This window comes from Oligoflexus tunisiensis (assembly GCF_001748245.1).
In the GTDB taxonomy this organism is placed as follows: domain Bacteria; phylum Bdellovibrionota_B; class Oligoflexia; order Oligoflexales; family Oligoflexaceae; genus Oligoflexus; species Oligoflexus tunisiensis.
The window spans coordinates 4,645,765-4,671,836 of record NZ_BDFO01000001.1 but is presented as its reverse complement, the minus strand read 5'-3'; the positions used below and the strand labels follow the sequence as shown (position 1 = coordinate 4,671,836).

Genomic DNA, 26,072 nt, shown 5'->3' with positions numbered 1-26,072 from the left:
TTAACGCTTGAAATATTTGTCGTAGATGCCACTTTCCAGCTCATCGAGTTCCTGACTGGTCGGCTTGCGAGGCGGGGCGGCGGGTTTTTGAATGAGCCCGGCTTTGGACAAAGCCTCGATTTTCTCCCTGGTGGGTTCAGGGGCGCGCACCAGGGCTTTTTCCAGGGTGACGGCCTGCAGAACGTCGACGTTATCGATTTTCTTTCCTTTGGCTTCGGCAGCCTGAATACGTTTGTAAAGCTCGGGATCGCCGGTCTGGATATCCTTTTTCGTGGTTTCCACCGCCTTCTCCTCCAGAGCGGCGATCTGCTTCTGCGTTTGGGGATCGGCGGGCGCTGCAGGAGGCAGTTTGGTGAAGCTCACGCTCTCCTGAATCGCCTTAAGATCAAACTTGTCAGTAGCGGCCACTTTCAAGGGAGCCTCGGTCTCGGACGGAACGGCTGCGCTGTAGCCGGTCTTGACTTCAATCGTTTGCGGCTGCTCCCCGGCCTTGGCCGCCTGAGGCGTGACCGCCACGGCCCCGCGCAAAACGGAAACCTTGGAACCCCCCTGTTCGGAATAGGCGGACACGTGGAAATCTGTTCCGCGAATCCCCATGACCATGGTTCGGGTGCGAACTTCGGATTCCTTCCGCGGGCCTTCTTTGGATATCACCGCGCGGAATTTTCCATAAATAAGTTCAGAGACCGGCTTCTCGTGACCGTCCTTCGTTTCAAGAGTGACCTTATAGGACGAGGAGGGCGAGATCATGATCTGGTCGCCGTTGGGATAGACCAGCCGGACCATGGTTTTTTCCTTGGTTTGGATCACGCTTCCCAGCTTGACTTCAGCGCCGACCTTCGCCGGCTCCACGTGATAGTAATGACCTTCGAAGAGCACATGCGGGGGTTTGCCGGTCTTTTTTTCCGCAGGCTCGGAGAGAATTTCAGCTTTACCAAAAAATCGAGTGATCTTTGCCGTGTGCTGGTTGTCCGCGGCCCAGATCGGGAAATTGAAGAAAGCGGCCAGGAGAACGAGTTTTTGACAAGTCTTCATGCGTGCTCCGGTAAAGAACATTGATCTTGGACTTTGGACAACCTAATCTAGTAACAAGTAGAAATGCTACTTCGTGAGCGGGTCAAACAGCAAGGGGAGCATGCATGAAAAATACAAAAACTGGAATTTTCCCTCTTTTGATGCTGCTTGTCTGCTCCGTCCATCCTCTTCTCGCCCAAAGCCCGGCTCCCAAGGAAGGCTATCAGTATCCGGAGTTGCTGGTGGTGCCCAAAGCCAGTCAAAGGCTCATCACACTGGCCCATCAGGAAAACAAATCGCGTTATCAGACGCATTTGGTTCTGCAGGTTCCGGCATTTTTCACAATGATGGCCGGGGCCAGTGCCATGAGCATGAAGGAAGGACAAAGCAAGGAAGCCGGTGCGATAGCCACGGGCCTGGGTCTGGGCTGGTTGATCAGCACCGTGGGAATGAGTGCGATGTATACGCCTTATCGCAGCGGCCTGCAGGAGTTGGGCGGTGTGAGTGAAAAGACTCAGGAACAGGCGCTTGCCAGGGAGAGACGGGCCGAGGAAGCTCTTTATTTTCCGGCCTATCTTATGCGTCGCGTCCAATATATATCCGCGTTCACCAATTTCGCCGGAGCGATTGCCATCACGTCCCTGCCGGAGGAGAATGAAAAGGTCAAAGCCCTGGCAGGTGTGGCGGCTGTTACCGCGTTTTTGCCTTTGGTCTTTGATCATCCCTGGATCAGCAACTACGATCAGCATCAGGAATACAAAAAGAAAATTTACGGGCCGGTGGCTCAGCTCACCCTCTTGCCTGAGGAAAGCTCGGAGAAATTCCAGCGGGGACCCCGGGCTCTTGCCACCAACAAGGCCCCGAGCTGGACGCCGGGAGTCTCCCTTTCACTGCGCTTCTGAAGCTGAATCCTGCGGCTTGGTCAGGGCTGCGAGCTGGCGGGCAAAACCAACTGCCTGGGCTCGATCCAAACCCAGATTATTTTTATCGCGAGCAAACTTGTAACCCGGGATGAAATTGCGTCCCGCTTCGGGACTGATCGCGATCAGCTCTTTGGTCACCGCAAGGGCATCGCCGGTGGCGAGCTGCGGACCATCCTTGTGGCTTCGCAGAAATTCGAACAGTTCCACAAATCGTTCCGCCACCGATCGTGTTGGCTCCTCTTCTCCCATCAGTGCAATATCGCGGGCCAGGGTTGCACATTCCGGTTTGGGCAAGGCAAGGCCTGTCTTCCCCAAACAGAAATCGACCAGTTTCACATAGTCCTTCCGAATCCAGGGGCCCTTGCCACTTAAGGAACGGGCCAGATCCAGTGCCTGATGCAAGGATAGGTCAAGATACTTTTCGAGAAAGGCAGCCTTGAAAACCTCGACAAAATTTTCGGCGCTGTCATCCCCAGTCCGGGCGATCTCCAGGGCAACGGTCATGGCATCATGGAGGGTCAGGCGGGCATTGACGAGAAGATCAAAGACCCGAATAAAGCGAGCGGCGCCCCCGTCGCAACCTTCGGCGACTGTCATGGCCGTGCGCGAAGCCTGGTCCTTGGTGAAGGCAATGGTCTTCTTGTCCAAAAGATAATTATAAGTGGTCACATATTCCCTATAGGCGTCACAGCCCGCCTGAGCCATAGGTGCTGCCAGGAAAAGACTGCAACAAAAACCAAGAACGATTCGCATGATGAAACTCCTCGCTGCCTTTCCGCATTATAGCATTCTCCCGGTCCAACTCAGCGAGGTTTCATAGGCCTTTTGGAAATCGCTAGGGTTTGCGACAGGTCAGGCTGACAATTTGTTCCAAAGCGCCCTTGAGTTGATTCAATTGCGTGGCATCATAGTAATCGGCTGGCGAGGAAGCCACCCTTCGCAGCGTCTCGCGATCCGCTTTTTCCGAGAAGCCAACTGTGAAGATGCGGACACCCTGCTCTTTGATTTTGGCGGCTTCCCGGACAGGATCCTGGCCCCTGGTATTCCGGCCGTCGCTGACGAAAATCATCAGCTTCTTTTCGGAGGCTTGGGCGTTCTCCAGGGCTTGAGCCCCAATCTGGAGACCTGCTCCCATATTGGTGCCGAGCTTGGCCTGTTCACCGTCGATGGCTGTTTTGATATTTTGATAATTTCCTGTCAACCCCGTCCGGAGAGTGGCGCCCTTATTAAAACTCACGAAGGCGCCACGATCCCGCTTGGCATCCAGAAACCCGATAAAGTTATTCAAGGCTTGCTTGGCTATGGTGACCTTATCGTTCTTTTTCATGGAGCTTGACGTATCCAGGACCAGCGAGAATGCAATCGGCACCTGACAGTAATCCACAATCTCAACACATTTCAGGAAACCTTTGCTGTCAACTCCGACCGCAGCAGTGCCCGCCTTGCAGGCGACATCAAGCGGCGAGAGTTCTGCCGGGCCGCAGAGCATTCTTCCTTCCAGGGTGATGCCACGAATATATTCACCATCCGGGCAGACGAATGTGGCAAGGCTGGCTGTTCCCAGCACAGGCGGAAAATCACGGCCTTTGAAATAGTTGGCGTTGGCTCGCCGAATCTCATAGTACGTTTTGATCTCGCTGGGTTGCGGGCAGCTGCTGGTCCCTTCATTGCAGAAAATCTCCACTTCAGTCTGCACTTCGATAGGACAGTTATCCCCGCAGGCCCTGCCGTTGAGATCAAAAAGCCCGCTCACCCTTTGTCCTCGCGCATCATAAAGAACAAGCCGCTCCCGGATGCCGTTGGCCTGACAGTTGCCCGTGTTCAGACAGAGGGCCAGGCGACTCCCAGCATTGCGCTGAGCACTCACGTTCATGGCACCCAGGGAACGGGCGGTATTCTTCAATTTGGATTCAAAAAGATCCATCCTCTGATGCATCCGGGTGGTCTTGAGAAGATCCATGCGATAATTCATGAGCTGGTAGATGCCGCTTGTTACGACACCGAGCACGCCGGCCATGATCAAGGTGGACAGCAAGGAAAAACCGGCCTGGGAACGAGGATCGAGTTCCTGCATGCTTTGTTCCCTTTCACCAGAAACGCGGGCTGCAACTCAGCTGTCCCGCTGCGTTAAGCCCGCTGATAAAGAATTGATCGCTGATCTTTTGATTCAAGCCCTGGCAATCCAGAGGCGCGACCTGCAAAGTCTGGGGAAGCGTGGCTTTGTTCCCATCCAGGAATACGATGTCAGAGCGCGGCACGCATAAGGGTTCGCCCCTGATTCCAATACCACGCAGGACACTGTTGCCTCCTGGGCATTGCAACTGCAGCCCGGGGAACAAACCATCACGAAAGCGCTCCACCTCCTGCGCGATCTTTCGAATGGGTTTTTTGCTGCCGGTCTCATGAATATTGGCCTCCACGAGGACATAATCAGGGCCCGTGCAGGTGCCCGCGCTTATACAACGTGGGGTCACGCGGGTTTCAACAAAATATCCCGGACAGCGGCCTTTGCAGAGCTGCCCATTGTAATCGTAGAATACGCTTCGGCCTGTGAACGGCTCCTTCTGTCCTTCCCGATAGAGCGCCATCGTTTGCGCCATGGATGGACTGCAATGGGTCGCATTCAGAATGCAGCCTTTCAGGGCACTGGAACCTGCCATCTGAATGGAATGCTCGATGATATGCTTATCACTCAGGAAGTTCCCCAGGCTTGCCTCAAAAGCATCCAAAGCCATGAGTCGCGATGTCGCTTGGAAGCTCTTCTTAACGCTCTGCACCTGAACCGTAACAGCGGCGATGACAGCCGCAAGAATCGCCGATGCGATGCAGACTTCAAGCAGGGTGGCTCCCGATTGTCCGGCCCATGCGGACCGCGATACGTGTTTCATAGGCCACCTTTCCTGATGGGCGAACAGATGGGTTGACCACCCGCCGCGAACCCAACCAGAACTTCCTTACCCAGAATGCAGTCGCCGGGCAGTATGCCCGTTACCGAACGGTTCAGCGCGGGAGCCTTGATGCAGTCCACACCCGTGGGGCTGACGCTTGCGGCAAATCCAACCTCTCCCGATGCATCGGCCTCACAGTTGAGGGAATCATCGCTGCCCTCGCGCTCCAGATTATTCCGCTGCAGGCTCCCCTGGCGATAAAGGGCATCGTCGACCAGTATTCTGTAATCGACCACGATGGTACCCGCCATATCACAAGGCCCTGGCTGGCGGCAAACTCCGGTGAATACGGCTTCAATCCTTACCGGACAACCATTTCCGCTACAAGGCGACCTGAGTGCTGAAAATCCACCGGTCGTGGGAAGATCCTTGGCCAGGAACAGCTTAATGGGCTTGGGTCCTGCAGGACAGTTGGTCTCATCCTGGGTCACGCAGGTCAAGAGCATAGGATTTTGGGTTTTCGCAAGGGCGAAGGCGGCGTCATCCAGGAAGCTCCGACGCAGATCGTCCTCCAGCATTTGCCACACGCTCCTATCCTTCGTAAAACTCTGCAAACTCAGAGCCGAAAAGAGGGAGCTTTTTACGAAAAGTAATAAGACCAGCCCCAGGCCGAGCGCAACGATGCACTCCAGGAGTGAGAAGGCTTCTGTGTAGTTTCGCTTCATGAGTGACCTCTACCTGCCTTTTCGGTATGGATGCAGGGAAACTGAAGCGGGAATCCCTGTTTAACAGGCTGTCCTTCATTGAGTTTGGCAAGCGCATTGCATCATGGAAAAAGCCGGGAAACTTTTCACGGCAGCCTCAAGGCACGATAATGAAAACGCCTTACAGGAGATGAATCATGAAAATCGCCGATATTATGAGCCGCGACGTCGATTCCATTCGACTCGATACCCCCTTGACTGAAGCAGCGAAGAAGATGAGTGAGCACGACATTGGTTCGCTACCCGTCACCGATGGCCAGAAGATACATGGTATGTTAACGGACCGTGATATTGTGGTTCGAGCGTTGGCCAAGGGCAAGGATCCCGCCAAAACTACAGCTCGAGAAGCCATGACAGAAAAAATTTGTTATGTCTTTGATGATCAGGATATCAGCGAAGCTGCGGAATCCATGAAAGATCAGCAGATCAGGCGCCTGGTGGTCCTGAATCGCGACAAACGCCTGGTTGGGTTCGTCTCCATGGGTGATTTATCCCGAAAATCAAATGATGAACATCTGACTGCGACTGTGGCGCGGAGTTGTGCGGAACCATCGGCTCAGCATGCAGCCTTTTAATCGAACGCTACAGTCAAGCGACTGGTCTTCCCGTCCATGATGAAATGGTCATGGGTGACGTTGAAGTGTCCGCCGTCGGCGGTTGCTTGGGATCGTTTCTTTCCCTAGGAAGGCCAGGTTATTTCTTGTAGTCTCATGGTGCACCTAAGGAGCATTTTGCCAAAGGGGTGCCTTGAGGATGAGGTTGGTATTATTTCTGTCCATCTGGCTTTTTTTCGCCTGCTCTTTGCAAGCAGCCCCATCCATTCCCAATCCTGTCTATGTCTATGGCTCCGAGGACACTTATGATTTTCGACTGAATTACACGGTGGCTGTCGTCAAGGCTGCCCTGGACGTGGATTCGGAGAAGCTGGGCCCTATCGAAGTTCGATCCACAGTGACGATCGACCCTCTGTTGACCAAGAACCGAGCCATAGCCGCGATCACGCAGGATCGAGGTTACGTGCATGTGCTGTCAACGATGGCCAACCGCGAGCTGGATGAGCAGCTGCTGCCTATACGGATTTCCATTTCTGCGTCCGTCCTGGGAGAAAAAATCTTCATTGTTCGGCCGGACGATCGGGAAGCGGTGGACACTGTGGATTCGCTGGAGGAATTGAAAAAGTATACGATCGGTGTGGGAGACGACTGGGCCGATGGACCCATCATGGTCGCAAACGGACTGAAGACAGAGGTGGGCCGCTATAAATTTTTGTTCCCCATGCTGCAGGGCAAACGCTTCGATATCCTGACCCGTGGCATCCAGGAAGCATGGGATGAGTTGAGAGTCAGGGCCTTTCAGAATCTGGACTGGCAAGCCACCTGGCGCTTGAGCTATCCGGCTCCTAACTATCTCTATGTCAACAAGAAGCAAGAGAAACTTGCTCAGCGCTTGACGCAAGGTTTAAGAGAGATCGAAAGAAACGGAACCCTGGATGAGCTTATTGTTGAACACTACGGCCCAGCTTTCCTGAGATCAGGGTGGACGGATCGCAGGAAAATCGAAATCAAAAATCCATATTTGCCATTGCAATTACCTCTTCACCACGCCAGTTGGAAAGCCTGGCACAAGTGGGCGGAGAGGAAATTGATGACCTGGCATAAAATGTCCTTGAAACGCTTTCGTCCCAACTGGTCGGGCACCTATCGGCCGGTCAAACTAATAGAAAATCAAGAGTTGGTATCCGCTCCGCGTGTTCCCGACCTCACAGGGCCACCGATCGTGATACGAGCCGCGGAATTATGGGCTGATACCCATATTCTGAGTGCGGCTTTTGCCCTGGAACTCGCGCTGAGTCAGGAAGTCAATAAGGATTCGATCTATTATAAGCGGCCGGTACGCCACTTGACTTCAAAGACTCTTCATCAAGGCGCCGCATTGCAGGATCTGAATGCCTCCCTCCCGGTCGTGGATGCGGTGGCGACACAGGGGAGCATGGAACGCGAAGCGAATTTCATCGGGACACAATTGGATATTACTCAGGGCCTGATTGGAGCGCGCGTGCTGGTTGTCAACACAATGCAGGCCCATATGTTTCGAGACGTCAAATCTCTTGAATCGCTTCGTCGATTCAGAATATGCGTGGGACGTGATTGGCCTGATCGTGTTGTGCTGGAGTATGCCCGAATCCCTGTTTTCACCGCTGTCACGATGCCAGAACTGTTTGATGCATTGCGTCGGGGCAAGTGCGATGCCCTCACGCGTGCTGTCTACGAAGTGCGGGATGAGATGCTGTCCCGGCCTTCAGACATGTTGACCGTGGACCCGTTTTTGCTGCTCAAATATCCCGCCCAGCAAAAAGTGTTTGTTGCAAAAACCAGAATAGAACTGGCGACCGCAATAGAATTGGGATTGAAATCGCTTCAAAAGAATGGGGTCCTGGCCGAACTTTTGGAGGTCATGTATGGGGATTCCCTTCGCCAGGTTCAGTTGGATAGGCGTCGTGTTCTGACCCTGGAAAATCCGGCTATTTTTGGAAAACATGTGGCGGGCCCCTATTCCTGGAAATCACGACTCTAGCCCCCCCCCTCAACGCTCACTCCCAGGCGATTTGAAGTCCATGAATTCAGGGCCGCAAACCTGCATAATAAGATAGGTTTCAGACGTATCTCCAGTCGCGCGGAAGCCTCACCGATGAGGAATGATAGCGTCGTCCACAAGGTGCAAACTGTTACCAATCATGCCACCACGTAATATTCGGGATCTTCGGGTTCATGAATCGGAGACTTATGATGAACGCAGTTTTCATTGCCCTGATCGTTCTCGCTGGCGCTTGCGCACAGAAGCAGCCACTTGGCCGTTCGGATTCCATATCAACTGCGGCATCCATTGAGGCTCAGACAACGGTCCAGACGACGGCTCAGGCAACGAGTGAACAGAAAGCCGTCACGTCCGAGGTGCTTGAAGCGGATGACGCCATCGCTGAAGAACCCGCTCTGGAACCGGTATCAATCGGTGGAGCCTCGTTGGTCTGTCTTTACCCCCAGGGACAGCAGCAGGGAAGTGAGACCTACCAACTGGAATGCCAGATCAAGGATCCAGCCGAGATCAGCGCCCCCATCCTGCGGGCTGAATTCTTTAAAATCGATGAGCAGGGCAAGGGATCTCAGCTGACGGTTCAAAGTCAGGACCTCAATCTCTTCACGTGGGTCCTGCTCGAAAAAGTCGAGAACATTTATCTTGCGAACATCCAGATGATCATCCATACGCCCAACGGCACAGCAACCCTGACGACGAAGGTCAGCATTTTGAACCTCGAACTCGCGGCAAGGTTCTGGCTGGGCGGCGAGCCGAACAACAGTGTCCAGGCGGGTGAAGAGGAGGACTGTGCCGAGTGGCAGAATCTCGCCGCCAAGCAGGTCAACGAAACTGCCAGTGGTCTCACGAATGGTCCTTTGGGTCGCTTGAATGATAACCAATGCTCGACGATTCAGAGGTTCATTTGCAAAAACAAGGATCTAACGAGCGCACAGAAATGGATGATCAGCACCATCCAGGGGGCTTTTCAGGATTATCCGAAGGCCTGTCCTGCAGGTTATCACTTCGCGATGCCCATGACGGATGCCGAAGCTCAGAGCCTCAATACCTTCATTGACCCGCTGGCTCCTGGCGTCACCAAATATTGGGTTCCCCTTCACGATCGCGATGCGGAAGGAAAGTTCATCCTCCTTCTGAACTGAATCAAGGGTGCCCCATTCCCTGCACGGCATGATCACAGAGATATCCCAACAGAATAAACCAGACGCATGAGCCGAGGATGATGAGTATCCCCTGGTCGAGATGCCGGCTTCTCTGCAGGTGGCGCAAAGCGAGAAGACTCAGAACATGAACGGGCAGTATGATGAAGGGCACCCAGGCGGATAGATTCTTCTGCAACACCAGAGTCAGAGCAAGCGGTACGGTCATCACGAGATAAAGCGTGATCACAAATCCGGTGTCCTGCCGCAGCCACCAGCTTTCCGGGCGCGGCAGACTCGTGAGCCACGTTTGCCATTCTTCACGCTGCAGATAAAAGCTTCGGAAAAAGCTGCTGAAGAGTAGGCTGAGAAAACCGGTAATCACGGTGTAGACATGAATTTTTTGTGAATCGGGTATGTCCTGTATCAGCACCATGTAAAGGATCGTATCAAGTCCCAACGCCACCAAACCGGAGTAAATTAGCAACGCGGGCCGGGCGAGACTATAGGTCACCTGCATCATCAACTGGGCGGGAATGCGACGGGTGAGGGCGGAACGCCAGCGCGTTTCCCAGCTGCCCAGGGGCAAATCCGGATGATCATGCGGTGGCGTCTCCTCTCTGCGGAAGGCCCACAAGGCAAAGAGTACGGACACGCCAAGCATCGGCCAAACGAAAGTCGTACCCTTGCTGAGAACGAGGAGGCAGGCTCCCCCAAACCAGGCGGGAAAGAGACGCCAGTTCTGTTCCAGCAGGCTCAGCTGTAAACCCACGATCCAGATATAGTACGCCGCGCCCAGCAAAAGTCCCGGAGCGAGAGAAGCCTTATCACGAATTTGCTGATGCCAGCCCAGAATGAAGAGAATAAGAAGGGTGAGGTTGACGATATTCAAGGTCAGAAAGCGGATCAGGCGTTCCCAGAGAAAGGGAAGCGGCAGAGACTCAGCGAAATGATGCACGCGTCCCCCCCGCGCGCTCCTCCGCACCACCGCTGCGACAACCCAGCCGTAGAGAAACAGGCCGATGAGATAAACGAGATCCGCCATGGTCCAGGGGCTCATCGACAGCAGATGGGCCAGGCTCTGTTTGAGGGCCAGCTGTTCGTTGCCACTCAGAACCAGACCAAAGAGATAGAGAAAACCCACGAGAAAACGCTGATGCAGCTCCAGAATTTCCCGGAGGAAAAGGCGAACCCGCAGCGTTGCGTAAGCCATAAACAGGCGCAGGCGCGAACGGTCATAGGCCGGAAGGCTCTTCAAATCAATTCACCTTGGATTAAAAGAGTTTTCTGCTCATGCACCATTTGCAAGGGCACGAGGGGAATGCCGTCGAGTTGATCCGCATCATGATTCACGAGCAGGATAATGGCCTGCGGCGCGATTGCGCTCATGAGTTTTTTAAAGGTCTGCTGCGAGGGACGATCGAAACCGGTGCAGGCTTCATCGAGCAGCAGAACCTCAAAGGGCACCATCAACGCGGCAATCAGGAGAGTTTTCTTCTTATTCCCAAGCGAGAGTTCATCAAAACGCGTGCGCAGGAAGGGAGTCAAGGCCAGTTGCTGAATCAAGCCGTGCGGGTATTCGCTGCCGGGCCGGCCACGGATCTGCAGGATCAGGCGGAAGTATTCTTCCGGCGTCATGAAGGGAAAGACGCCATCCATCTCCGGCGTCCAGCTGACCTTCTGTCGATAGGCGATGCGATGAACCATGGGATTCAGACCATTGAGTTCCACCCGCCCGGAACTGGGGGGCTCGGCACCGGCGATCACACGGAAAAGCGTGCTTTTGCCAATGCCATTGGGGCCAGCAATCGCGTAAATACCGCGGGTCGTGAAGTCAAAGGTCAGTGACTCCAGAACCTTCTTGTCCTGATAGGATTTGCAGACTTCATGCAGATGCAGCACGCTGGGCTCTTTCCCTTAAAGGGTTGTTCGTCCACCCCTGTTTAGCAAATCCGGATGGCGGTTTCAAGGTGACGTCACGGAGCCATCGCGTCCAAACGAAGAGTCTGTGAACCTGCCATGGCCTGTGGCAGAATGAGAAAAGTGAGGATCCGTCGATCCTCCTGACAGGATCTTGCATGCACGCTCTCCGTGGTTACCTCGCCTTACAACCGTCTGTTTTTCGCGCCATACTCGCAGAATTCTTTCTCCAGCTTGTTCATAACGCGTTTTTCTTGATCGCGAATTTTTACATGAGCAGGGAAGGCTATTCCGATCACGTCATCGCCCGGGTGCTTTCCCTGCGTTTTTTGGCTGTGCTGGTCTTTTCCCTGCCCCTCGGCCTGCTGGTGAGGCGTCGGCGCCTGCTTCCCTTCCTGCGTGCGGCGGGAATCCTGGTGCCGCTTGGATATGCTCTGATCCTGGTGGCCATTCCTCGGCATTGGGAGGGTTTGCTGGGCGTTGGCAATGTTCTGGTGGGAGCCGGCCTGGCCATGGTTCAGGTTCTGATCGTGCCTTACATTTTGCGGCATGAGAGGCCACAGCAGCAGGCGCATGCGATGGCCCTCAGCTTTACGAACTGGAGCACGACCACGTTTCTCCTGGGCATCATTTTCTACGCTCTGAATCATGCGCGTACCGAAAACATTCCCGGATCACTCCTCCTGGCCATTTGCACCGGCATTTCCTGTCTCGGTTTTGTGGTCCTGATTGGCCCCTGGGAGGACCGACCCGGTTCCCAGGATGGAGGGGCGTCTTCGCTGATGCTCAAGGAGTATGACTGGGGGCTGATCGCCAGGACGCTGACGCCGAGTTTGATCATTGGAATCGGCGCGGGTCTTAGCATTCCGTTTATCAGTCTTTTTTTTAAGCATGCCTTTGCGATGGGCTATGAGGACTTTTCCCTGATCAGCTCCGCCGCGACCTTTCTGGTGTCGGTGGGCTCGCTCTATGGGCCCCATCTTTTGCATCGTTTCGGCTATGAGCTGGCCGTCGTCTGGAGTCAGGGCCTCTCGATTGTCGCTCTCGCCTTGATGGGAGTTTCCGAGTTCATGGCGCCCTCGCATGGGGCCATGATCCTCGCGTCCGTTTGTTATCTTCTGCGGCAGCCCCTTATGAATATGGCAAATCCCATCGTCTCGGAATTGACCATGAACCTCGTGGGACCACGCAACCGGGAAATGACCAGCGCCCTGAAGCAGGCGCTCTGGGCGGCCAGCTGGTTCCTGAGTTCCCAGCTGTTTCGCAGTTTCCGTGAGGCCGGCTATTCCTTCGTCTGGATCTTTGGTTCGACCGCTCTCATTTATACCGTTGGTGTGGTCTGGTATGCGCGACTGATTCGAACCTATCGACGTGGCCCTTTATGAGTTTTATTGCGTGATGGTGCCGCCCAGTACGATTTCTCCTGCACCTGGTGAGAACAAAAAGAGCTTCACTTCCGCATCATTCAGGCTATCATTTGATGATTCCACGATATTGTTCTCCAGGTCGCTATTCAGCGACTTGCCCATAAAGGTATTGGACGCCAACGTCAAATTAAAGTCCATCGCGCGCGGTGTGCTATAGCTTTTGACGATAGCAAAGCCACGGCAACCCGTGGCTAAAGCACAGTTGATTGTATTGCCCGTCATCGTCAGTGTTTCCACATCACCATCCATAGGCTCCTTGTAATAGAGATCACAAATCCCACTGCCTGTGCTGCAGGTGATCGTGTTGCCAGTGAATGTCGTCGTGGACGAGATAGTTGATCCCACATTCACCACGCGGCTACTGACGCTCAGGGTGCTTGAACTGATGGTGACCTGACCTGTGCTGTTGGAGTTGTACTCCACCCCTTTGGTGCAACTTGTTACAGTCATGTTATTGGCCACTATCTTCGCCGAGCCGCCGACGGTAAAGAGTGTCGTGCAACTTGTGATCGTCCCGCCGTTAATGGTGACGGTTCCCGAGCCTGTATTCGAGACGACGTTCGTAGCACTGGTAAAATCGAAGCCAGTGATCGTCGTGTTTCCTGAACCATTGATCGACCAGCCCGTGCCAACAGTCCCGGTCCAGGTATTGTTTTCTATGGTAAAGGAGCCGGAACCCGGTGCGTAGATCGTGCTCCAGGATTCAAGCCACTGAATCGTGTTGTTTTTAATGATCGTGCCGGTTGCCTCACCCGACTGCGAGATCCCCGTCATCATGGTGCCGGTGTTGTTTGAGAATGTGGTGTTGGCAATTCCGTTTTGGACGGATAACGCCGTGCCCCATTCCGTAAAGGTGTTATGGCTCACCACAAGATTGTCCATTCCTGATTTTGTAAGCTGTCCGAGACCCTCAGCTGTACAAAGGCTGCTGTCGAACTGATTGTTTGTGACCGTACCCCCGTTAAACTTGAGGAATTCGGCCAGTTGAAAGCGGGTGTACTGGACGACATTGGAGGCACTCACACCGGGCAAGGTCTGGCTGAAGTCCATGATATAGCCTTCGATACCCATGGCCGAGCAGGATCCGGCCGCCGGATTCCGCACACTGATCAATATTTCCTCAGTGGCTGTGCCTTTGGATGTAAAGATGCCTTTGACCGCGACTTCGTTATTGGCCTCAATATAGAGCGTGGCCCCCGGCTTGATTTCCAGATCGCTGCTAAAGGTCGTGTCATCCGTCACGAGATAGGGCGATTGCTCCTTATAAAGAATGACCTTGCTCGTATAGGTGCTGTTGTGAATAAGGGTGTAATCACCCTTGTTGATGGAATCCGAGGAAGCCGTGGATATGTTGCCCGCATAGTCTCTGACTTTGGTATAAATCGTCTTCGGTCCACTGCCGCTGCTGACGGTCCAGCTCAGGCGGCTGGAAAAGGTTTGCCAGCTTGCTCCGGTGAAGTTCGCATCATTGCTGAGCATGATGTCCTGAATGCCGGTCCCCGTGTCGCTGCCTGTGACATCCAAATATACTGCCGTGGTTGCGGTCTGGGCCCAGCCTTCCATGATTTTGACTTCTGTTATCGTGGGAACCTCGGTATCCACGAAGACGGTATCCGCGAACGGTGAACTTTCCAAACCATTCAAGTCGGCAAAGGTCACATAAAGGGTTTTCTCGCCATCGGTATCAAAGGTCCAATCCATGGTTTTCTTTACCGGTTCCCAGGTCGTATTGAGAAAGGTCGGATCCGCGGAAACCTTCATAAGGGCCGCGTCCCCGTCATAGTTCAGATTCACCGTGACGGTGCGGGACAGGCGAATCTTGCGATCCTTGCCTCCGATGCTGGCCGTCGCATCATGCTGCAGAGTGATGCCGCCCTCAGGACCAAGGGCCAGCGATAAGGGAACCGTGCCGAGGTCCGTGAGCTGCCCCGAGATGATGCTCACCTCTTCCAGGGTGGTCGTGGAAAAGCCCGTGTGCTGCATCATGAGGGTATAGGTACCCTCCGGCAAACCTTCGATCACAAAACTTCCCTGACTGTCGGTCTTGGCGATGAAATCGGTGCCGGGAACAAAAACATCCGAGCCGGCCAGGTCCAGGTTGTTCGGATTGTCAAAGAACGTCACGAGTCCGGTCAGGCTTCCGGTTTTCTTCATGGACTGTTTGCCGAGATCGGTTTTTTCCAGAGGCTTGACCTTGACGGCATCGATCTTCACGCCATACTCAGCCGCGGCCAGACCCGTGCCGGCCGAAGTGATGATCACATTCAAGGTGCCGGCCGGTGCATTGGGGATTTGAAAGCTGCCATCGGTCGCGGTTTTGCTCACCAGCTCCGGGTGGTCCTGCACAGCTACTGTCGCTCCCGCCACGGCGGTCGTCGGCGCGCCCTCTTCAATTTGCAGCTGGCCGACCACTGTTCCTTTTTGCACGGCGTCGGCGCTGGTCACGATCGTATTACGCTGGGTGGTGTCGCCGCTGCAGCCAAACAGCGGCCATAGGCACAGAAACGCGATGAGCCTGAGCATTGACATCGGCAAGCTACCTCATGATTGGGATTTGAGTTCATTATAGGAGAAGGTTCCCTGTCCCGCAGTAAGAATCCTGCGGCTGGCCGTTACCTTAAAAAAAAGGACCCTTGGGCAACTTTGCTCACATTATTGCGCCATGAAATGTCAAGCCTTTGTCGACACTTGTTACCAGCTGGAAAGGAAGCCGCGGATCCTGCCGTAGAGGGTCTGTCCTCTTTGCGAGTAGATTTTTGCTCGCCTAAGACACGGGACACTCATAGAGGAGATTCTTATGACTTTGGGTAAGTCTTTGTCCAAACACCTGTGCCTGTCGCTGTTCACCAGCGTCATGGTCTCCTGTGGTGCCGATACTCCGGCATTCCAGGAAATGTCCATGACCGCGCTGAGCGACCAGCCGTATGATGCAGAGAACACTTTCTCCCCGGAATCCTTTGACAACAGCGCGGATGTGGTCGTCGCCTCGGAAGAGGATGAGCTGATGGACGAAAACGCGGTCGAACCTCTGGATATTCCGGAGTCCGAAGAGTTCAGTGATCTGACTGTGGACGTTCAGGAATCGCAGCTGCGCTTCGGTTCTCAAAAGACCAGCGTCTCGACCTCGCTGGGTGGTGAGCAGACGGATGACGTGACCTATCAGGTCCTGGCCCCCGAAGGCAAGGATCCCGGAAAAATCGTCGACAACACCTACGTGAGTCCGGCCACTGGTAACGAAGCCTATGAGGTGCAGATCGTCGCCGTTTCCAAGAGCGATCCGACTCAGACGTCCAGCACGGTTTTGAAACTGGAACCGCAAACTCAGGTGTTTGCCGGTTGTACCGGCGACCGGAAAGGTTTCCCGATCAAAGCTGATGTCTTTGCTCTGCCCGAGGACACCAGTCGTCTGCCGGACTTCACCATGTTCGCGAAAACTTCGGCCACAGCCTGTATGGAAGCTTTCCAGATCCCCAATCGGGCATGGTCGGATGGTTTCCCGGGACAACCGAATCTGATTGAGTGGTTTGCCATCCGCGCCACCAGTAACTTGACGATCGCCAAATCCGGCAAACACTACTTTAAATTGAATGCTGATGATGGGGCCAAACTCTATATTAATGGTCAGCTCGTGGTGGATAACGACGGACAACATGCTGAGAGAGCCGTTGTCGGTTCGATCAACCTGGGTGTCGGCCAGCATGAAATTGTGGTGGAATACTTCCAGGGTCCTCGCTACCACATCGCCTTGGAACTGTTCTGGAAAACGCCTGGAAGCAGCAGTTACACCTATGTTCCCGCTGCCGCCTTTAAGCCATAATTAGAGAATTGGCTCCTTTATTTGAGTGTGGAGGGTCGGGAGAAATCCCGGCCCTTTCCGCATTTGTGGCGTGGTATGGGTCGAACGTACTTGACCTCTGGCAGGCTCTGCGGGATAACCGTCCAGGTTTTTCTTAGCCCCAGACATGTCTTAGGAAAGGTATTGTGCATGAACGCCAAAGCCCAGGCGCCTGCCCCCAAATCCGCAGGTCAGATGATACTGGACTACTTCCGTGAGTTTAAGGTCCTGAAGGAAACACCCCGCGAGTACTGGGGCATCCAGATCATTAACTTTCTTGATTGTACGGCCTATTTTGCTTTGCTCAATATCGTCACGTTGTTTCTTTCCAACCAGATCGGCCTGGATGATAACAACGCCGGCTATATCGTGACTCTCTTTACCTCGTTGACCACGATCCTTCTCCTCTTCTCGGGCCTGGCCACGGATTCCCTTGGCATCCGCAAGTCGCTCTGGATCGCCATGCTGACCCGCGCGCTCGCAACCTTGGCTGTGGTTTTTCTTGCCACCACACCGGATTTTCCCTATCGCGTGCCCCTGGTGGCCGCCTGTTTTGTGGCCATGGCGCCGTCGATGGCGATGGTGCAAACCATTTTTCAATCCGCCAATAAACGTTATACGAACGAAAGATCCCGCAGTGCCGGTTTCAATCTCTGGTACCTCTTCATGAATATCGGGGCCGCCTCGGCCGGGGTGCTGGTTGATGTCGTGCGGTTGAAGCTGGGTCTCAGCACGACCTGGGTGATCGGCACGGGTATGATCACCTCGTTCCTATGTCTGGGTGTGATGCTGGCCATGGTGCGGCGTGAGGAGCAATTCGGTGATGATGGCCGCTTTATCGCCAACACGGCTTCGGATAAAAAAAGCGAAAGCTCCGGGAAACGATCCAACCCCCTCACGATTCTCAAGGCCATGGTGAGCGAGTCCGCTTTCTGGCGTTTCTGTGTGCTGGTGACCCTGCTGCTGGGTGTGCGGGCGGTCTTCACCTATATGTACCTTTTGATGCCCAAGTACTGGACCCGCGTGATGGGAGAGAATGCCGCCATCGGTACTTTGAATACGATCAACCCCGTTTTGATCGTGGCCGGTTTAATTCTTTTTATTCCCTTCGCCAACAAGTTTAATATTTTTAAGATGCTGGTCTACGGTGCCATGGTCTCGGCCCTCAGTCTCTTCGCTTTGGTCATCCCGTGGCAAAGCATGGGGGCGGTGCTCGGCGGTCTCGGTAACGCTCTCGGTGTGAGCTGGCTGGCCAATGATTTCGTGCCCTCTTATTATGCGATGTCGGTCCTTTGCATGATTTTCCTGTCCATTGGTGAGGTAATCTGGTCACCGAAGCTGCAGGAATATACCGCTGCGATTGCGCCCGAGGGACAGGAAGGTTCCTATCTCGGTCTTTCGATGGTGCCGTGGTTTGCCGCCAAAACCATCGTCAGTGTTCTGTCGGGCCACATGCTGTCGCGCTGGGTGCCGGAAGGCATTGGGGAACGCCTGCGCGAAGGAACGGTTCCTTTCTGGGATCGTCCGGAAGCGATGTGGCTCATTCTCGGTCTTGTGGCTCTGGCCGGACCCATTCTGGCTTTGATATTCCAGCGCTGGCTCACCAAAGGGGCCCGCTGGCATAAGGCCAGTGCTGGTCACTGAAGTTTAATCCTTTCTGACGAGACACGGCCCTGCCTCAGCCCAGGGCGGATGAAACAGTGAATGCATGAATTCCCTGATCCGCCTTGGATTCAACCCTTTATCCCTCCTCTCCATTAAGAAAATAGATCTTTACGCTCCGGCGGGAACGTGCTTAATGTGCGAAAGCAAACTTTCGAATAGCTTTCCATTTTGTTCGTCATCCTTGTGATCGGAAAGGATCATTTTATGATGAAACGCTTACCAGTTTTTCTGCAGAGTGGTGTGTGTCTGTTCCTTGCCTTCCAGGCCACGGCTCAGGCCACTCCCCGCGAATCCGTACAGGAATCCATTGAGAGTCAGAGCTTCGATGACCTTCTCAGCCAGGACCAGATTCTGGAAAACTCGAGTGACCTGGACGCCGCATCCACTGCGCTTTGGGAAAAATACCGTAAGACTGTGACAGCCGATGGGGGGCGCATCGAAGAGCAGACGACCAGGATGATCACCTATGGCGACAAGACGATGAAGTTTTCCTTGTCCAAAAAAGGGGATAAGCCTGAGAACGGCTATCCGCTCTATATTGCGCTGCATGGCGGCGGGGGAGCTCCACCTTACGTCAACGACTCCCAGTGGGAGCATATGAAAATTTATTATCTCGACAGTGTGGACACCGGAGTCTATGTCGCCACCCGTGGGGTGACCGATACCTGGAATCTGCATTTTGTTGATGAGTCCTATGCGCTGTATGATCATCTGATCGAAAACCTGGTGGCCTTTGAAAATGTCGATCCGAATCGGGTTTATATTATGGGCTTTTCCGCGGGCGGAGACGGTGTGTATCAAATCACCCCGCGCATGGCCGATCGCTGGGCGGCTGCCAACATGTCCGCGGGTCATCACAATTGGATCACGTTCGATAACCTCTACAATACGCCCTTCCTGATGCAGATGGGTCAGTTCGATTCCGCTTACAAGCGCAATACCGTGGCCGTGGAAAACCATATCACGCTCAATCAACTGCAGGCTGAGCATGGGGGTTATGTTCATGAACTCTTTCTGCATGAACGCGGCTCCCATAACAGCTGGCGGGATAACGATGCCAGCCGGCGCGAGCACAACATTATTGCCAATCCGGAAGCCTGGCTGAAAGGCGAGCCGACGAGCACCATCCAGAAAAACACAAATGCGATTGACTGGCTCAATCAGTATGCGCGCAATCCTTATCCACAAAAGATCCATTGGGATCCGAAAACGGCGGCACCACGCACCACCAATCTGGGGAGCCGCTATCTGGTCGATCCAACCCTGGAGTCACTCCTGACGGAACCCAAGGAACTCTTCTACTGGCTGGACCTGGCACCGCAAGAGGGTGAGTGGAACGCGGGCGTGATCCAGGCCTCCTTTGACAAAACGAAGAACAGCATTCAACTCGTCCCCGCCGAATCCATGGATGGCATGCGCGTTCTGATCCATCAGAGCATGCTGGATTTCAATCAGCCCGTGAACGTCTACGTGGGCGATGAACTGATGGCCAGCGTCAAGGTTCAGGCCAACCTTCGCACGATGACCCGGACCCTTCTGGAGCGCGGCGATCCCGAGTATATGTTCCACGGTGAAATTCAGGTGAAAAAGACCGCCGATGGTCAGTGGACGGTTCAGTAAAGCTCCATCATTTTCAGACGAAAAGGTAATGTCATGCGCATTGGACTGATATTGGGACTCTTTCTTTCCTGTCTGCCGCTCGCTTCGGCGGCATCTTCCGAGCGGGTCACCCTCACGACCGGCACTCACGTGTATTTCACCGGCGAAAGCAATCAGAGGGAGCGGCAGTTCGAGGTCAATCTCCCGGCTTCCGTGGAACCTTTCGCTCAGGCGACTCTGCATTTCAAATTGAGCTGTCCTGATAACAAATGCGACCCGTGGGATCGGTTTGGGTCATTCGGGATGGTGGATGGTCAAGGGCGTTACTTTGAATTGATGCGTTTTATCACGCCTTATGCCATCGGCGCGGAATGGACCTTTGATATCAGTTCATTTCTCCCGCTGCTGGTCGGCAAACAAACCTTCCGCGTGTTCATCGATACCTGGGTGGGGCCTGGTCATCCCAGCGGTCATGGCTGGCTGGTGGATGCCAGCATCGAGTTTACGCCGGGAACCCTGGCACAGCGCCCGGCCTATGTGCTGCCGCTCCTCAGCACGGAAAATGTGGTGTATGGAAATCCCGAGCAGGCGACCGAGCGGCAGGGAATCCTTCTGCCCTTGATCGGCTATAAATCCGCAAAAATCGTGACCTCGATCACCGGACATGGCCAGGGCAATGCCCAAAACTGTGCCGAATTCTGCCCCAAGGTTCATAGCCTGAAGGTGGGCGAGCGGGTTTTCAGCCGTCGCATCTGGCGGGATAACTGTGCGAGTACCGTGGATCCGAATCAGAAAGGCAACTACTTTTATCCGAGGGCTGGCTGGTGCCCAGGGGACAAGGTGGAGCCATGGGTTGAGGACATCACAACGGCTCTGGTGGGCGAATCCGTAAACTTCACTTACGATGTGGAAGCCTACGAAAACACCTGCCGGCCAGGTGCGATTCCCTGTCAAGGCTGTGTCCTGGGAACAGGCTGCGACTTTGATGGAGGCCGGCACACCGAGCCTCGTTATTATGTTTCCAGCTATGTGGTCTACTATGAGTGAGGCCGGTTTCCGGCCCCTCTCTTAACGTTCCCGGAAGAGAAAGATCAGCGATCGCAGCGTCTGTTTTGGACGCTGATCGTTGATACAACGCAGCTGATGCAGATTCAGCCGAGTACAAGGCTGGTTCCGCACTCTGTCGGGAGTCTCAACACCGATCCATTCCAAACGCGAGGGAATGGCGATCATGATTTCCTCGGGCTGCATCGTGGCTTCATAGACCAGCGCCAGAGCCTTCCTGTTTTCATCCCACTGCATCGACACGATGTTACCGGGTGTTTCTTCCACATAAGGGCGGGCCCGGTACATGCCGCGCAAACGACCCTGATCATCATTGATGCTGAAATCCTCCTGATTCCAGCCATCCTTCAGCGTCGCATTCCAGCCAGGGGTATAAACCCAATAGGCTCCTGAATAAAGCTCGCGATCCATCAGATCATAAATCGCGTCCACATAGGCTCGGGCATTGGGCAGCGAGGCCGGCGCTCCGAACTCCCCGAGATAGAGGGGACTTTGCCAGTGCTCCATCATTCTTTTCCAATGGCCGTTGGCCGTCTTCAGGGCCCAGGCGCTCCAGGTTTGAAACGTCTGCAGACCGGGATCGTAGAAATGCGCGGAATGCACGATGTTCGGCAGCGAAATCGGGTCGAGCGACGAAGGCACGATCCCGGTGCTGGTCAGGGCATGGGAACTGAGAAAGAGCACGGTGTCCGGCAGGATGGTCTGAATCAGACGACCGGCGTCATGATAAAGTTCGGGCAGCTCACTCTTTTCCAGACCCCAGGGTTCGTTCAGAAGATCAAAACCAATCAGGTTGGGTGCATCCTCCAGACTCTGGGCGAGATGCTGCAGCATGCTCAGATAACGATCACGGACTCCATAGGTGTTTTTGTAAAAATGATGCCAGGCGCTGTGCATGCCAATATCGAAGAGCATGCGCACGCCCCAGTTTTTGCAGTTCGCGCCGTTATCGGGAACCGCCGGTGTTTGAAAGGGCGGCAGCGCCCACTTCGGAAAACCTTCTCCACAGCCACTCACCGCATACCGGGAAAAGGCATCCTGATGAATGTCCGCGATCACATAAAGGTCATGCTGCGCGGCCCAGTCCACCATATCCCGATAGTAGTTGAGATAATCCCAGTCATAGGCACCAGGCTCGGGCTCGAAAGCCTCCCAGTTGAAGAGCAAACGCAGGCTATTGAAACCCCAGCCACGCAAGGGGGCAAAATCCTTTTCTCCGCGCACCGAACGGAAGGGCGGAACCTTGCTGTCACCACCAACGTTGATGCCACGCAACAGAATCTGATGACCATTCTTCGTGCGAAAGCGGGGGCCCTCGACTTGAATCGGTCCGGCAAGAATCGTTTGCGTGGCCATCCAAAGACCTAGGAAGAGTATGTATCGCATAGGACACTCCTTCAGGTGAATCCGGACCGGCTTGATTTTCTGTTCTCCCTTATATCCAAATAAGCCGGACCGAGAAAGAAGGAGTTATTTCCTGCTTGAATTCACGCCTCGTGGTTGTCTCCGTGCTGCTGACGGCCTCAGCGCTGCAGAAGTTCGCTGAACCAGCTGACGGAACTGAAAATCAAAGGACAGCTGCTATGCGTATAAGGACGGCTGGCATCCGGACTTTTGGCAAGAACTGCTGAGACCGGTGCCTGGGGATTGAGAGCTTTGAAATGCGCCACGGTGTTTTCCGTGGCCGCCACGGCCACGATTTCATCGTCCACACAGTGATAGAACTTCGTCGTCGTGGATGGCACCCAGTTGTCCTGATTCAGGCTCTGACTCACCAAAAGACCTCGCATCAGACGGGCCTGTTCCGTTTGCGGTGTGGCGCTCAGAAAATCCTCAAGGAAGGGGCCTTCGACCAGACCACGGGTTTCCGTAGGCAGGGCCTTCATGATGTCAGAACTGCTCACACCATGGGTATAGAGATCTTTCAAGTGGCTCGTTTCAATGGCGAAGATGGCGTCGAGATCGATCGCAGGTGCCAGCCATTCATCATAGGCCAGCACCACAAACGTGGAAAACAGAGGATTCATGGTAGGGCGTGAAAGGACAGTCAGGGCGGCTGCTTCAAGGTCATAGGGACCGGCCGCGGGGGCGGAAGCGGTGACCGTGAATTCCTGCTGATATTCGGTTTCCAGCGCCTTTTGCAAAGCCAGCGTCGCGTAACCGCCTTCCGAATAGCCGCGAAGGAAGAGCGGACCCAATTTCAAGCCCTGTTGAGAGGCCAGGGTGCGGGTGGCACGCAGAAGATCCACACCGGCCGGAACATAGGTGCCGGCAATGAGATAGGGGTGAAATTCGCTGGCCGAGCTGCCATAGCCGATATAGTCCATGACCGCGGTCACGAATCCTTGCGAAGCCTCATAAAGGCCTTCACTCGGCCGGAGCGAGGGCGCCTCCTTCTTGCTGGCAACCGTGCCGTGCTGCAGGCTGATCCAGGGCAGTTCCGTGGCGCTGGTATCGGGAAGGATAACCAGCCCCGAGGCGGCTGTGGCACGCGTCTCATCACGACCTATTTGACTTTGATAGTTGACTCGAAATACTTTGATGCCATAGCGCGCCTGCAGACCGAGCCTTTGGAAGTTGGCATTGAGCTGCTCCTTGGTGTACGAGGCGATCAACGCGGATTCAATCAAGGTTCCCCGCGCGGGCGGTGGAGTCGCCGTTGCCGTAAGGACCTGAGTGCTGGTCAGAAACACGGCACAGACAAGAGAAAGACGGAACATGCGTAGGAACGGAAGCATGCAAACTCCTTTCAAGGTTAAAAAACATGAGGCGAAAAGCCTGTTTTTAACACAGAGCCGGGCAGCCGGGAAGCGATCGAGTCCTGATCATTTTCTCATGCAATTTGTGCTTCGCTAATAGTGATGAGTTGGCAAAGCCTGAGCCGGAAATGGGAGAATCGTAATGAAAAACCGACGCTTGACCTCGTACAACGCCACTCTGCTGGTTGCCACCGCATTCCTATGCAGTGCAAACCGGGCCATGGCCCATGAGCCGACCACGAAACGGTCCTCCCTGGTCGACGAGCATGAACGCCGCCTGGTTGAGATCACGACGGACTATCAGCTGACGGTTGCCCCCCTGATTCAAAAAGCCTGTGCCGACTGTCATTCCGGAGACACGCAGTATCCCTGGTATTCGATGATGCCAGGCATCAGCCAGTGGATTAAGCATGACATTGAAGAGGCCCGCAAGCACATCGAGTTTTCCAATGGTTATCCGTTTCAAAGTCACGCCACCCCCCTCGAGGATTTGATCGCGGTGGAACGCGTCGTCAAGGATGGATCGATGCCGCCCCTGCGTTATCGTCTGATGCACGGCAAAGCGCGGTTAACCGAACAGGAAAAGAAAAGCATCATCGATTGGTCCCGCCGGGGACAGCAAATGCTGCGTGCGGAGATGGCCCGCTCGGCCGGTGCTGAATAAAAAAAATCGCAGCTTCCAAAAGGAAACTGCGACCTATGCAAGGACTCTGTCATTACAGAGAGCAGAAGTTCACCACTCCCAGAACGTCTTCATTATCAGTCTTCGCATCTTTCCAGCGTTTGACCAGCATCGGAAACTTGCTACTGACCACGGCGCAGAAGGCGGTTTTATCCGCATCCTTCAGATAATTCATCCCGGTGCCCACGGCCGCGTTCAGAATGCGGCTGAGGCTGGCCTTGCCACCGAGGTCCTCGAATTCATTCGAATCCTTGATGGACTTAAGCCAGGCCAGTGACATTTCCGCTTTCAGACGCGTCGCATCCTGGGTCGGCTGGGCCTGAGCCGCTGCCGTGAAAACCGCGTCGGCGGTATGCGCGATGGCCGCTCCGATGATATGAATATCCGCGAAGATGGGCTGGCTGCAGCCATCGATCGGCGTTTTGATATCCCCCGTGAGATCCGATTCCAGTGTGGAATGGAAAGCCTTGTTCCATAGGATCTCATCCCAGCTCTTGCTGATGCCGTTATAAAAGACCGGCGAGGACACGTTGCGGTTCTTGGAAAAGCAGCTGATTTCAAACATGCTCGTCGGCTGCTTCAAGGTGTAATAAGCCCAGAGGTCAGCAAAGCCTTCATTCAAAGATCCCAGGAAGAATTCCTGCGTCCGGACGAAATCCGTGAGGCTGGACCGCAAAGCCGGCGATTCCGCGATGCGGGCAAAGTTTGCGACCGGGGTTTGGAAAAGGTGCAGGTCAGGATTCTTCTCCGCATACTCCTGATAGGAGGTGAAGGAGGCGCCGCCTTCGTTCATCAGCGAGAAGAAAATGTAGTGACCAAATTCATGCTGGAACACACCAGGAACAAGCCAGAGAGGAATGCCTCCGTTGAGCTTATGCTTCTGCGCGCTTTCGCTTTGAGGATAGGAAATCAGCATGGAGTTTTCACCACCCATGAAGGAGGCATTGTCGGTGGCATAACTGGTGGTCTCGGTGGCATTTTCATTCTTATCCACCTGACGGGTGATCACAGTCTCCTTGATGGCTGCATTCAGGTAGATGCTCTCCAGGCTGGACAGAGCGATGTTTCCCTGAGATCGGACCGTTTCGTACAGATCGTGGGCGGCCTCGGCCTGAGTCTTCATGCTGATCGCCGCGCCCTCCTGCGTATTCGCTGGAATGGTTTGCGCATCCTGACAGATAGCGACGGGACGACCATTGCCGATGACGGCGCTTTCGTATGTGGCGCGGGCAATGTCCTTGCGTTTGGAATTCTCCCAAACTTCCTCTTCGATGAGCGTCTTGACTATACGAGTTTCCACGCCCATATACGCTTCGGCGATGATGCCCTCACCTAGACCAGCGCCCCGCTGGCCGCGGCAGCTGGTGTCAAAGATCGGCACCTCGATGGGATCACCATAGGAATCCTTGGTGAAGTTATAAACCTTGTCCGGCTTCGCCACTTCAACAACCTTGGTTTTGGTGCGGGGCTGACAACCGAAGGCCAGGACGGCAAGAGTTGAGGACGTGAGAGCGAACACAGTCTTATTCATGGTGTGAATCCTAAGTGAGGGTCAAAGCTGAAGTCTGGAAGTAGACGGTTTTCACGATACTTTATTGCAGAGTTCCCTCATATTTGAGGACGTCCTGTTCCTGTCCGCGCTGTCCCGTTTTGCAGCCATAAAATCCGCCGAACTTCCTGAAAACCTTGATATTTCCAGGTTTTCGGACTGGCATTCTTTCTGCAAAAGGGGAGATGTTACGCACAGGAGAAAACGACCATGTCCATCCATCCTTCATTTTTGATTCACCCGATCCCGAA

The 26,072-nt window shown here is 54.4% G+C and carries 21 protein-coding genes; 10 read left to right on the top strand and 11 right to left on the bottom strand.

Annotated elements, in window-relative coordinates; genetic code table 11:
- Complete coding sequence (locus tag OLTU_RS19355) at positions 1 to 1,035, bottom strand: FecR family protein (RefSeq protein WP_176736772.1); 1,035 nt, start codon at positions 1,033 to 1,035, stop codon at positions 1 to 3.
- A gap of 104 nt (positions 1,036 to 1,139) precedes the next feature.
- Between OLTU_RS19355 and OLTU_RS19350 the strand changes: the two genes are divergently transcribed.
- Positions 1,140 to 1,916 carry a hypothetical protein gene (locus OLTU_RS19350; protein ID WP_141734408.1) on the top strand — a complete coding sequence of 259 codons (777 nt, stop codon included), beginning with the start codon at positions 1,140 to 1,142 and terminating at the stop codon, positions 1,914 to 1,916.
- On the opposite strand, the gene OLTU_RS19345 is transcribed toward OLTU_RS19350, so the two are convergent.
- The 4 genes from OLTU_RS19345 to OLTU_RS19330 form a co-directional block, all read right to left on the bottom strand.
- Positions 1,902 to 2,690, bottom strand: coding sequence for a hypothetical protein (locus OLTU_RS19345; protein WP_141734407.1), 789 nt, complete (start codon positions 2,688 to 2,690; stop codon positions 1,902 to 1,904). The two genes, OLTU_RS19350 and OLTU_RS19345, sit on opposite strands and share 15 nt — an antisense overlap.
- A gap of 82 nt (positions 2,691 to 2,772) precedes the next feature.
- Positions 2,773 to 4,011 carry a vWA domain-containing protein gene (locus OLTU_RS19340; protein WP_141734406.1) on the bottom strand — a complete coding sequence of 413 codons (1,239 nt, stop codon included), beginning with the start codon at positions 4,009 to 4,011 and terminating at the stop codon, positions 2,773 to 2,775.
- A 13-nt stretch (positions 4,012 to 4,024) separates the two neighbouring features.
- A complete protein-coding gene (locus tag OLTU_RS19335) occupies positions 4,025 to 4,825 on the bottom strand; it encodes a hypothetical protein (protein WP_141734405.1) in 801 nt (266 codons plus the stop codon).
- Positions 4,822 to 5,550: a hypothetical protein gene (locus OLTU_RS19330; protein WP_141734404.1), complete on the bottom strand. Its 729-nt coding sequence runs from the start codon at positions 5,548 to 5,550 to the stop codon at positions 4,822 to 4,824. The genes OLTU_RS19335 and OLTU_RS19330 overlap by 4 nt, the downstream gene beginning before the upstream one ends.
- Positions 5,551 to 5,726: 176 nt before the next feature.
- On the opposite strand from OLTU_RS19330, the gene OLTU_RS19325 reads away from it, so the two are divergent.
- The 3 genes from OLTU_RS19325 (at position 5,727) to OLTU_RS19315 (ending at position 9,323) form a co-directional block, all read left to right on the top strand.
- Positions 5,727 to 6,164: a CBS domain-containing protein gene (locus OLTU_RS19325; protein WP_141734403.1), complete on the top strand. Its 438-nt coding sequence runs from the start codon at positions 5,727 to 5,729 to the stop codon at positions 6,162 to 6,164.
- Positions 6,165 to 6,342: 178 nt separating this feature from the next.
- Positions 6,343 to 8,163, top strand: a complete 1,821-nt coding sequence (locus tag OLTU_RS19320; RefSeq protein ID WP_141734402.1) for a transporter substrate-binding domain-containing protein — start codon at positions 6,343 to 6,345, stop codon at positions 8,161 to 8,163.
- 209 nt (positions 8,164 to 8,372) lie between these two features.
- Positions 8,373 to 9,323 (top strand): C-type lectin-like domain-containing protein, encoded by a 951-nt coding sequence (locus OLTU_RS19315; RefSeq protein WP_141734401.1) that lies wholly within the window; start codon positions 8,373 to 8,375, stop codon positions 9,321 to 9,323.
- A gap of 1 nt (position 9,324) precedes the next feature.
- On the opposite strand, the gene OLTU_RS19310 is transcribed toward OLTU_RS19315, so the two are convergent.
- Positions 9,325 to 10,578: a DUF6136 family protein gene (locus OLTU_RS19310; RefSeq protein WP_141734400.1), complete on the bottom strand. Its 1,254-nt coding sequence runs from the start codon at positions 10,576 to 10,578 to the stop codon at positions 9,325 to 9,327.
- Complete coding sequence (locus tag OLTU_RS19305; protein WP_141734399.1) at positions 10,575 to 11,222, bottom strand: ABC transporter ATP-binding protein; 648 nt, start codon at positions 11,220 to 11,222, stop codon at positions 10,575 to 10,577. The genes OLTU_RS19310 and OLTU_RS19305 overlap by 4 nt, the downstream gene beginning before the upstream one ends.
- A gap of 176 nt (positions 11,223 to 11,398) precedes the next feature.
- Between OLTU_RS19305 and OLTU_RS19300 the strand changes: the two genes are divergently transcribed.
- Positions 11,399 to 12,625: an MFS transporter gene (locus tag OLTU_RS19300; protein WP_141734398.1), complete on the top strand. Its 1,227-nt coding sequence runs from the start codon at positions 11,399 to 11,401 to the stop codon at positions 12,623 to 12,625.
- 3 nt (positions 12,626 to 12,628) lie between these two features.
- Here the strand turns inward: OLTU_RS19300 and OLTU_RS19295 are convergent, their stop codons facing one another.
- On the bottom strand, positions 12,629 to 15,196 hold the full coding sequence (locus tag OLTU_RS19295) for a carboxypeptidase regulatory-like domain-containing protein (protein ID WP_176736771.1): 2,568 nt from the start codon (positions 15,194 to 15,196) through the stop codon (positions 12,629 to 12,631).
- 268 nt (positions 15,197 to 15,464) lie between these two features.
- Here OLTU_RS19295 and OLTU_RS19290 point away from each other — a divergent pair, with 268 nt between their 5' ends.
- The 4 genes from OLTU_RS19290 (at position 15,465) to OLTU_RS19275 (ending at position 20,813) form a co-directional block, all read left to right on the top strand.
- Positions 15,465 to 16,484 carry a PA14 domain-containing protein gene (locus OLTU_RS19290; RefSeq protein ID WP_141734396.1) on the top strand — a complete coding sequence of 340 codons (1,020 nt, stop codon included), beginning with the start codon at positions 15,465 to 15,467 and terminating at the stop codon, positions 16,482 to 16,484.
- Between the two features lie 168 nt (positions 16,485 to 16,652).
- Complete coding sequence (locus OLTU_RS19285; RefSeq protein WP_176736770.1) at positions 16,653 to 18,146, top strand: MFS transporter; 1,494 nt, start codon at positions 16,653 to 16,655, stop codon at positions 18,144 to 18,146.
- 225 nt (positions 18,147 to 18,371) lie between these two features.
- Complete coding sequence (locus OLTU_RS19280; RefSeq protein ID WP_141734394.1) at positions 18,372 to 19,787, top strand: prolyl oligopeptidase family serine peptidase; 1,416 nt, start codon at positions 18,372 to 18,374, stop codon at positions 19,785 to 19,787.
- Positions 19,788 to 19,820: 33 nt separating this feature from the next.
- Positions 19,821 to 20,813 carry a peptide-N-glycosidase F-related protein gene (locus OLTU_RS19275; RefSeq protein WP_141734393.1) on the top strand — a complete coding sequence of 331 codons (993 nt, stop codon included), beginning with the start codon at positions 19,821 to 19,823 and terminating at the stop codon, positions 20,811 to 20,813.
- 21 nt (positions 20,814 to 20,834) lie between these two features.
- Here the strand turns inward: OLTU_RS19275 and OLTU_RS19270 are convergent, their stop codons facing one another.
- Both OLTU_RS19270 and OLTU_RS19265 read right to left on the bottom strand, forming a co-directional pair.
- The gene (locus OLTU_RS19270) at positions 20,835 to 22,217 is read right to left on the bottom strand and encodes a glycoside hydrolase family 5 protein (protein WP_141734392.1); all 1,383 of its coding nucleotides are present in this window, start codon (positions 22,215 to 22,217) and stop codon (positions 20,835 to 20,837) included.
- 137 nt (positions 22,218 to 22,354) lie between these two features.
- A complete protein-coding gene (locus OLTU_RS19265; RefSeq protein ID WP_141734391.1) occupies positions 22,355 to 23,569 on the bottom strand; it encodes an alpha/beta hydrolase family protein in 1,215 nt (404 codons plus the stop codon).
- A 163-nt stretch (positions 23,570 to 23,732) separates the two neighbouring features.
- Between OLTU_RS19265 and OLTU_RS19260 the strand changes: the two genes are divergently transcribed.
- The gene (locus tag OLTU_RS19260; RefSeq protein WP_141734390.1) at positions 23,733 to 24,254 is read left to right on the top strand and encodes a heme-binding domain-containing protein; all 522 of its coding nucleotides are present in this window, start codon (positions 23,733 to 23,735) and stop codon (positions 24,252 to 24,254) included.
- Between the two features lie 52 nt (positions 24,255 to 24,306).
- Here OLTU_RS19260 and OLTU_RS19255 read toward each other — a convergent pair whose 3' ends face one another.
- Positions 24,307 to 25,803 carry a hypothetical protein gene (locus OLTU_RS19255; RefSeq protein ID WP_141734389.1) on the bottom strand — a complete coding sequence of 499 codons (1,497 nt, stop codon included), beginning with the start codon at positions 25,801 to 25,803 and terminating at the stop codon, positions 24,307 to 24,309.
- Positions 25,804 to 26,072 lie beyond the last annotated feature (269 nt).

Excerpts from the sequence above, each read along its gene's own strand:
- OLTU_RS19355 (WP_176736772.1), bottom strand. The coding sequence starts at position 1,035 with ATGAAGACTTGTCAAAAACTCGTTCTCCTGGCCGCTTTCTTCAATTTC.
- OLTU_RS19350 (WP_141734408.1), top strand. The coding sequence starts at position 1,140 with ATGAAAAATACAAAAACTGGAATTTTCCCTCTTTTGATGCTGCTTGTC.
- OLTU_RS19345 (WP_141734407.1), bottom strand. The coding sequence starts at position 2,690 with ATGCGAATCGTTCTTGGTTTTTGTTGCAGTCTTTTCCTGGCAGCACCT.
- OLTU_RS19340 (WP_141734406.1), bottom strand. The coding sequence starts at position 4,011 with ATGCAGGAACTCGATCCTCGTTCCCAGGCCGGTTTTTCCTTGCTGTCC.
- OLTU_RS19335 (WP_141734405.1), bottom strand. The coding sequence starts at position 4,825 with ATGAAACACGTATCGCGGTCCGCATGGGCCGGACAATCGGGAGCCACC.
- OLTU_RS19330 (WP_141734404.1), bottom strand. The coding sequence starts at position 5,550 with ATGAAGCGAAACTACACAGAAGCCTTCTCACTCCTGGAGTGCATCGTT.
- OLTU_RS19325 (WP_141734403.1), top strand. The coding sequence starts at position 5,727 with ATGAAAATCGCCGATATTATGAGCCGCGACGTCGATTCCATTCGACTC.
- OLTU_RS19320 (WP_141734402.1), top strand. The coding sequence starts at position 6,343 with ATGAGGTTGGTATTATTTCTGTCCATCTGGCTTTTTTTCGCCTGCTCT.
- OLTU_RS19315 (WP_141734401.1), top strand. The coding sequence starts at position 8,373 with ATGATGAACGCAGTTTTCATTGCCCTGATCGTTCTCGCTGGCGCTTGC.
- OLTU_RS19300 (WP_141734398.1), top strand. The coding sequence starts at position 11,399 with ATGCACGCTCTCCGTGGTTACCTCGCCTTACAACCGTCTGTTTTTCGC.
- OLTU_RS19295 (WP_176736771.1), bottom strand. The coding sequence starts at position 15,196 with ATGTCAATGCTCAGGCTCATCGCGTTTCTGTGCCTATGGCCGCTGTTT.
- OLTU_RS19290 (WP_141734396.1), top strand. The coding sequence starts at position 15,465 with ATGACTTTGGGTAAGTCTTTGTCCAAACACCTGTGCCTGTCGCTGTTC.
- OLTU_RS19285 (WP_176736770.1), top strand. The coding sequence starts at position 16,653 with ATGAACGCCAAAGCCCAGGCGCCTGCCCCCAAATCCGCAGGTCAGATG.
- OLTU_RS19280 (WP_141734394.1), top strand. The coding sequence starts at position 18,372 with ATGATGAAACGCTTACCAGTTTTTCTGCAGAGTGGTGTGTGTCTGTTC.
- OLTU_RS19275 (WP_141734393.1), top strand. The coding sequence starts at position 19,821 with ATGCGCATTGGACTGATATTGGGACTCTTTCTTTCCTGTCTGCCGCTC.
- OLTU_RS19270 (WP_141734392.1), bottom strand. The coding sequence starts at position 22,217 with ATGCGATACATACTCTTCCTAGGTCTTTGGATGGCCACGCAAACGATT.
- OLTU_RS19265 (WP_141734391.1), bottom strand. The coding sequence starts at position 23,569 with ATGCTTCCGTTCCTACGCATGTTCCGTCTTTCTCTTGTCTGTGCCGTG.
- OLTU_RS19260 (WP_141734390.1), top strand. The coding sequence starts at position 23,733 with ATGAAAAACCGACGCTTGACCTCGTACAACGCCACTCTGCTGGTTGCC.
- OLTU_RS19255 (WP_141734389.1), bottom strand. The coding sequence starts at position 25,803 with ATGAATAAGACTGTGTTCGCTCTCACGTCCTCAACTCTTGCCGTCCTG.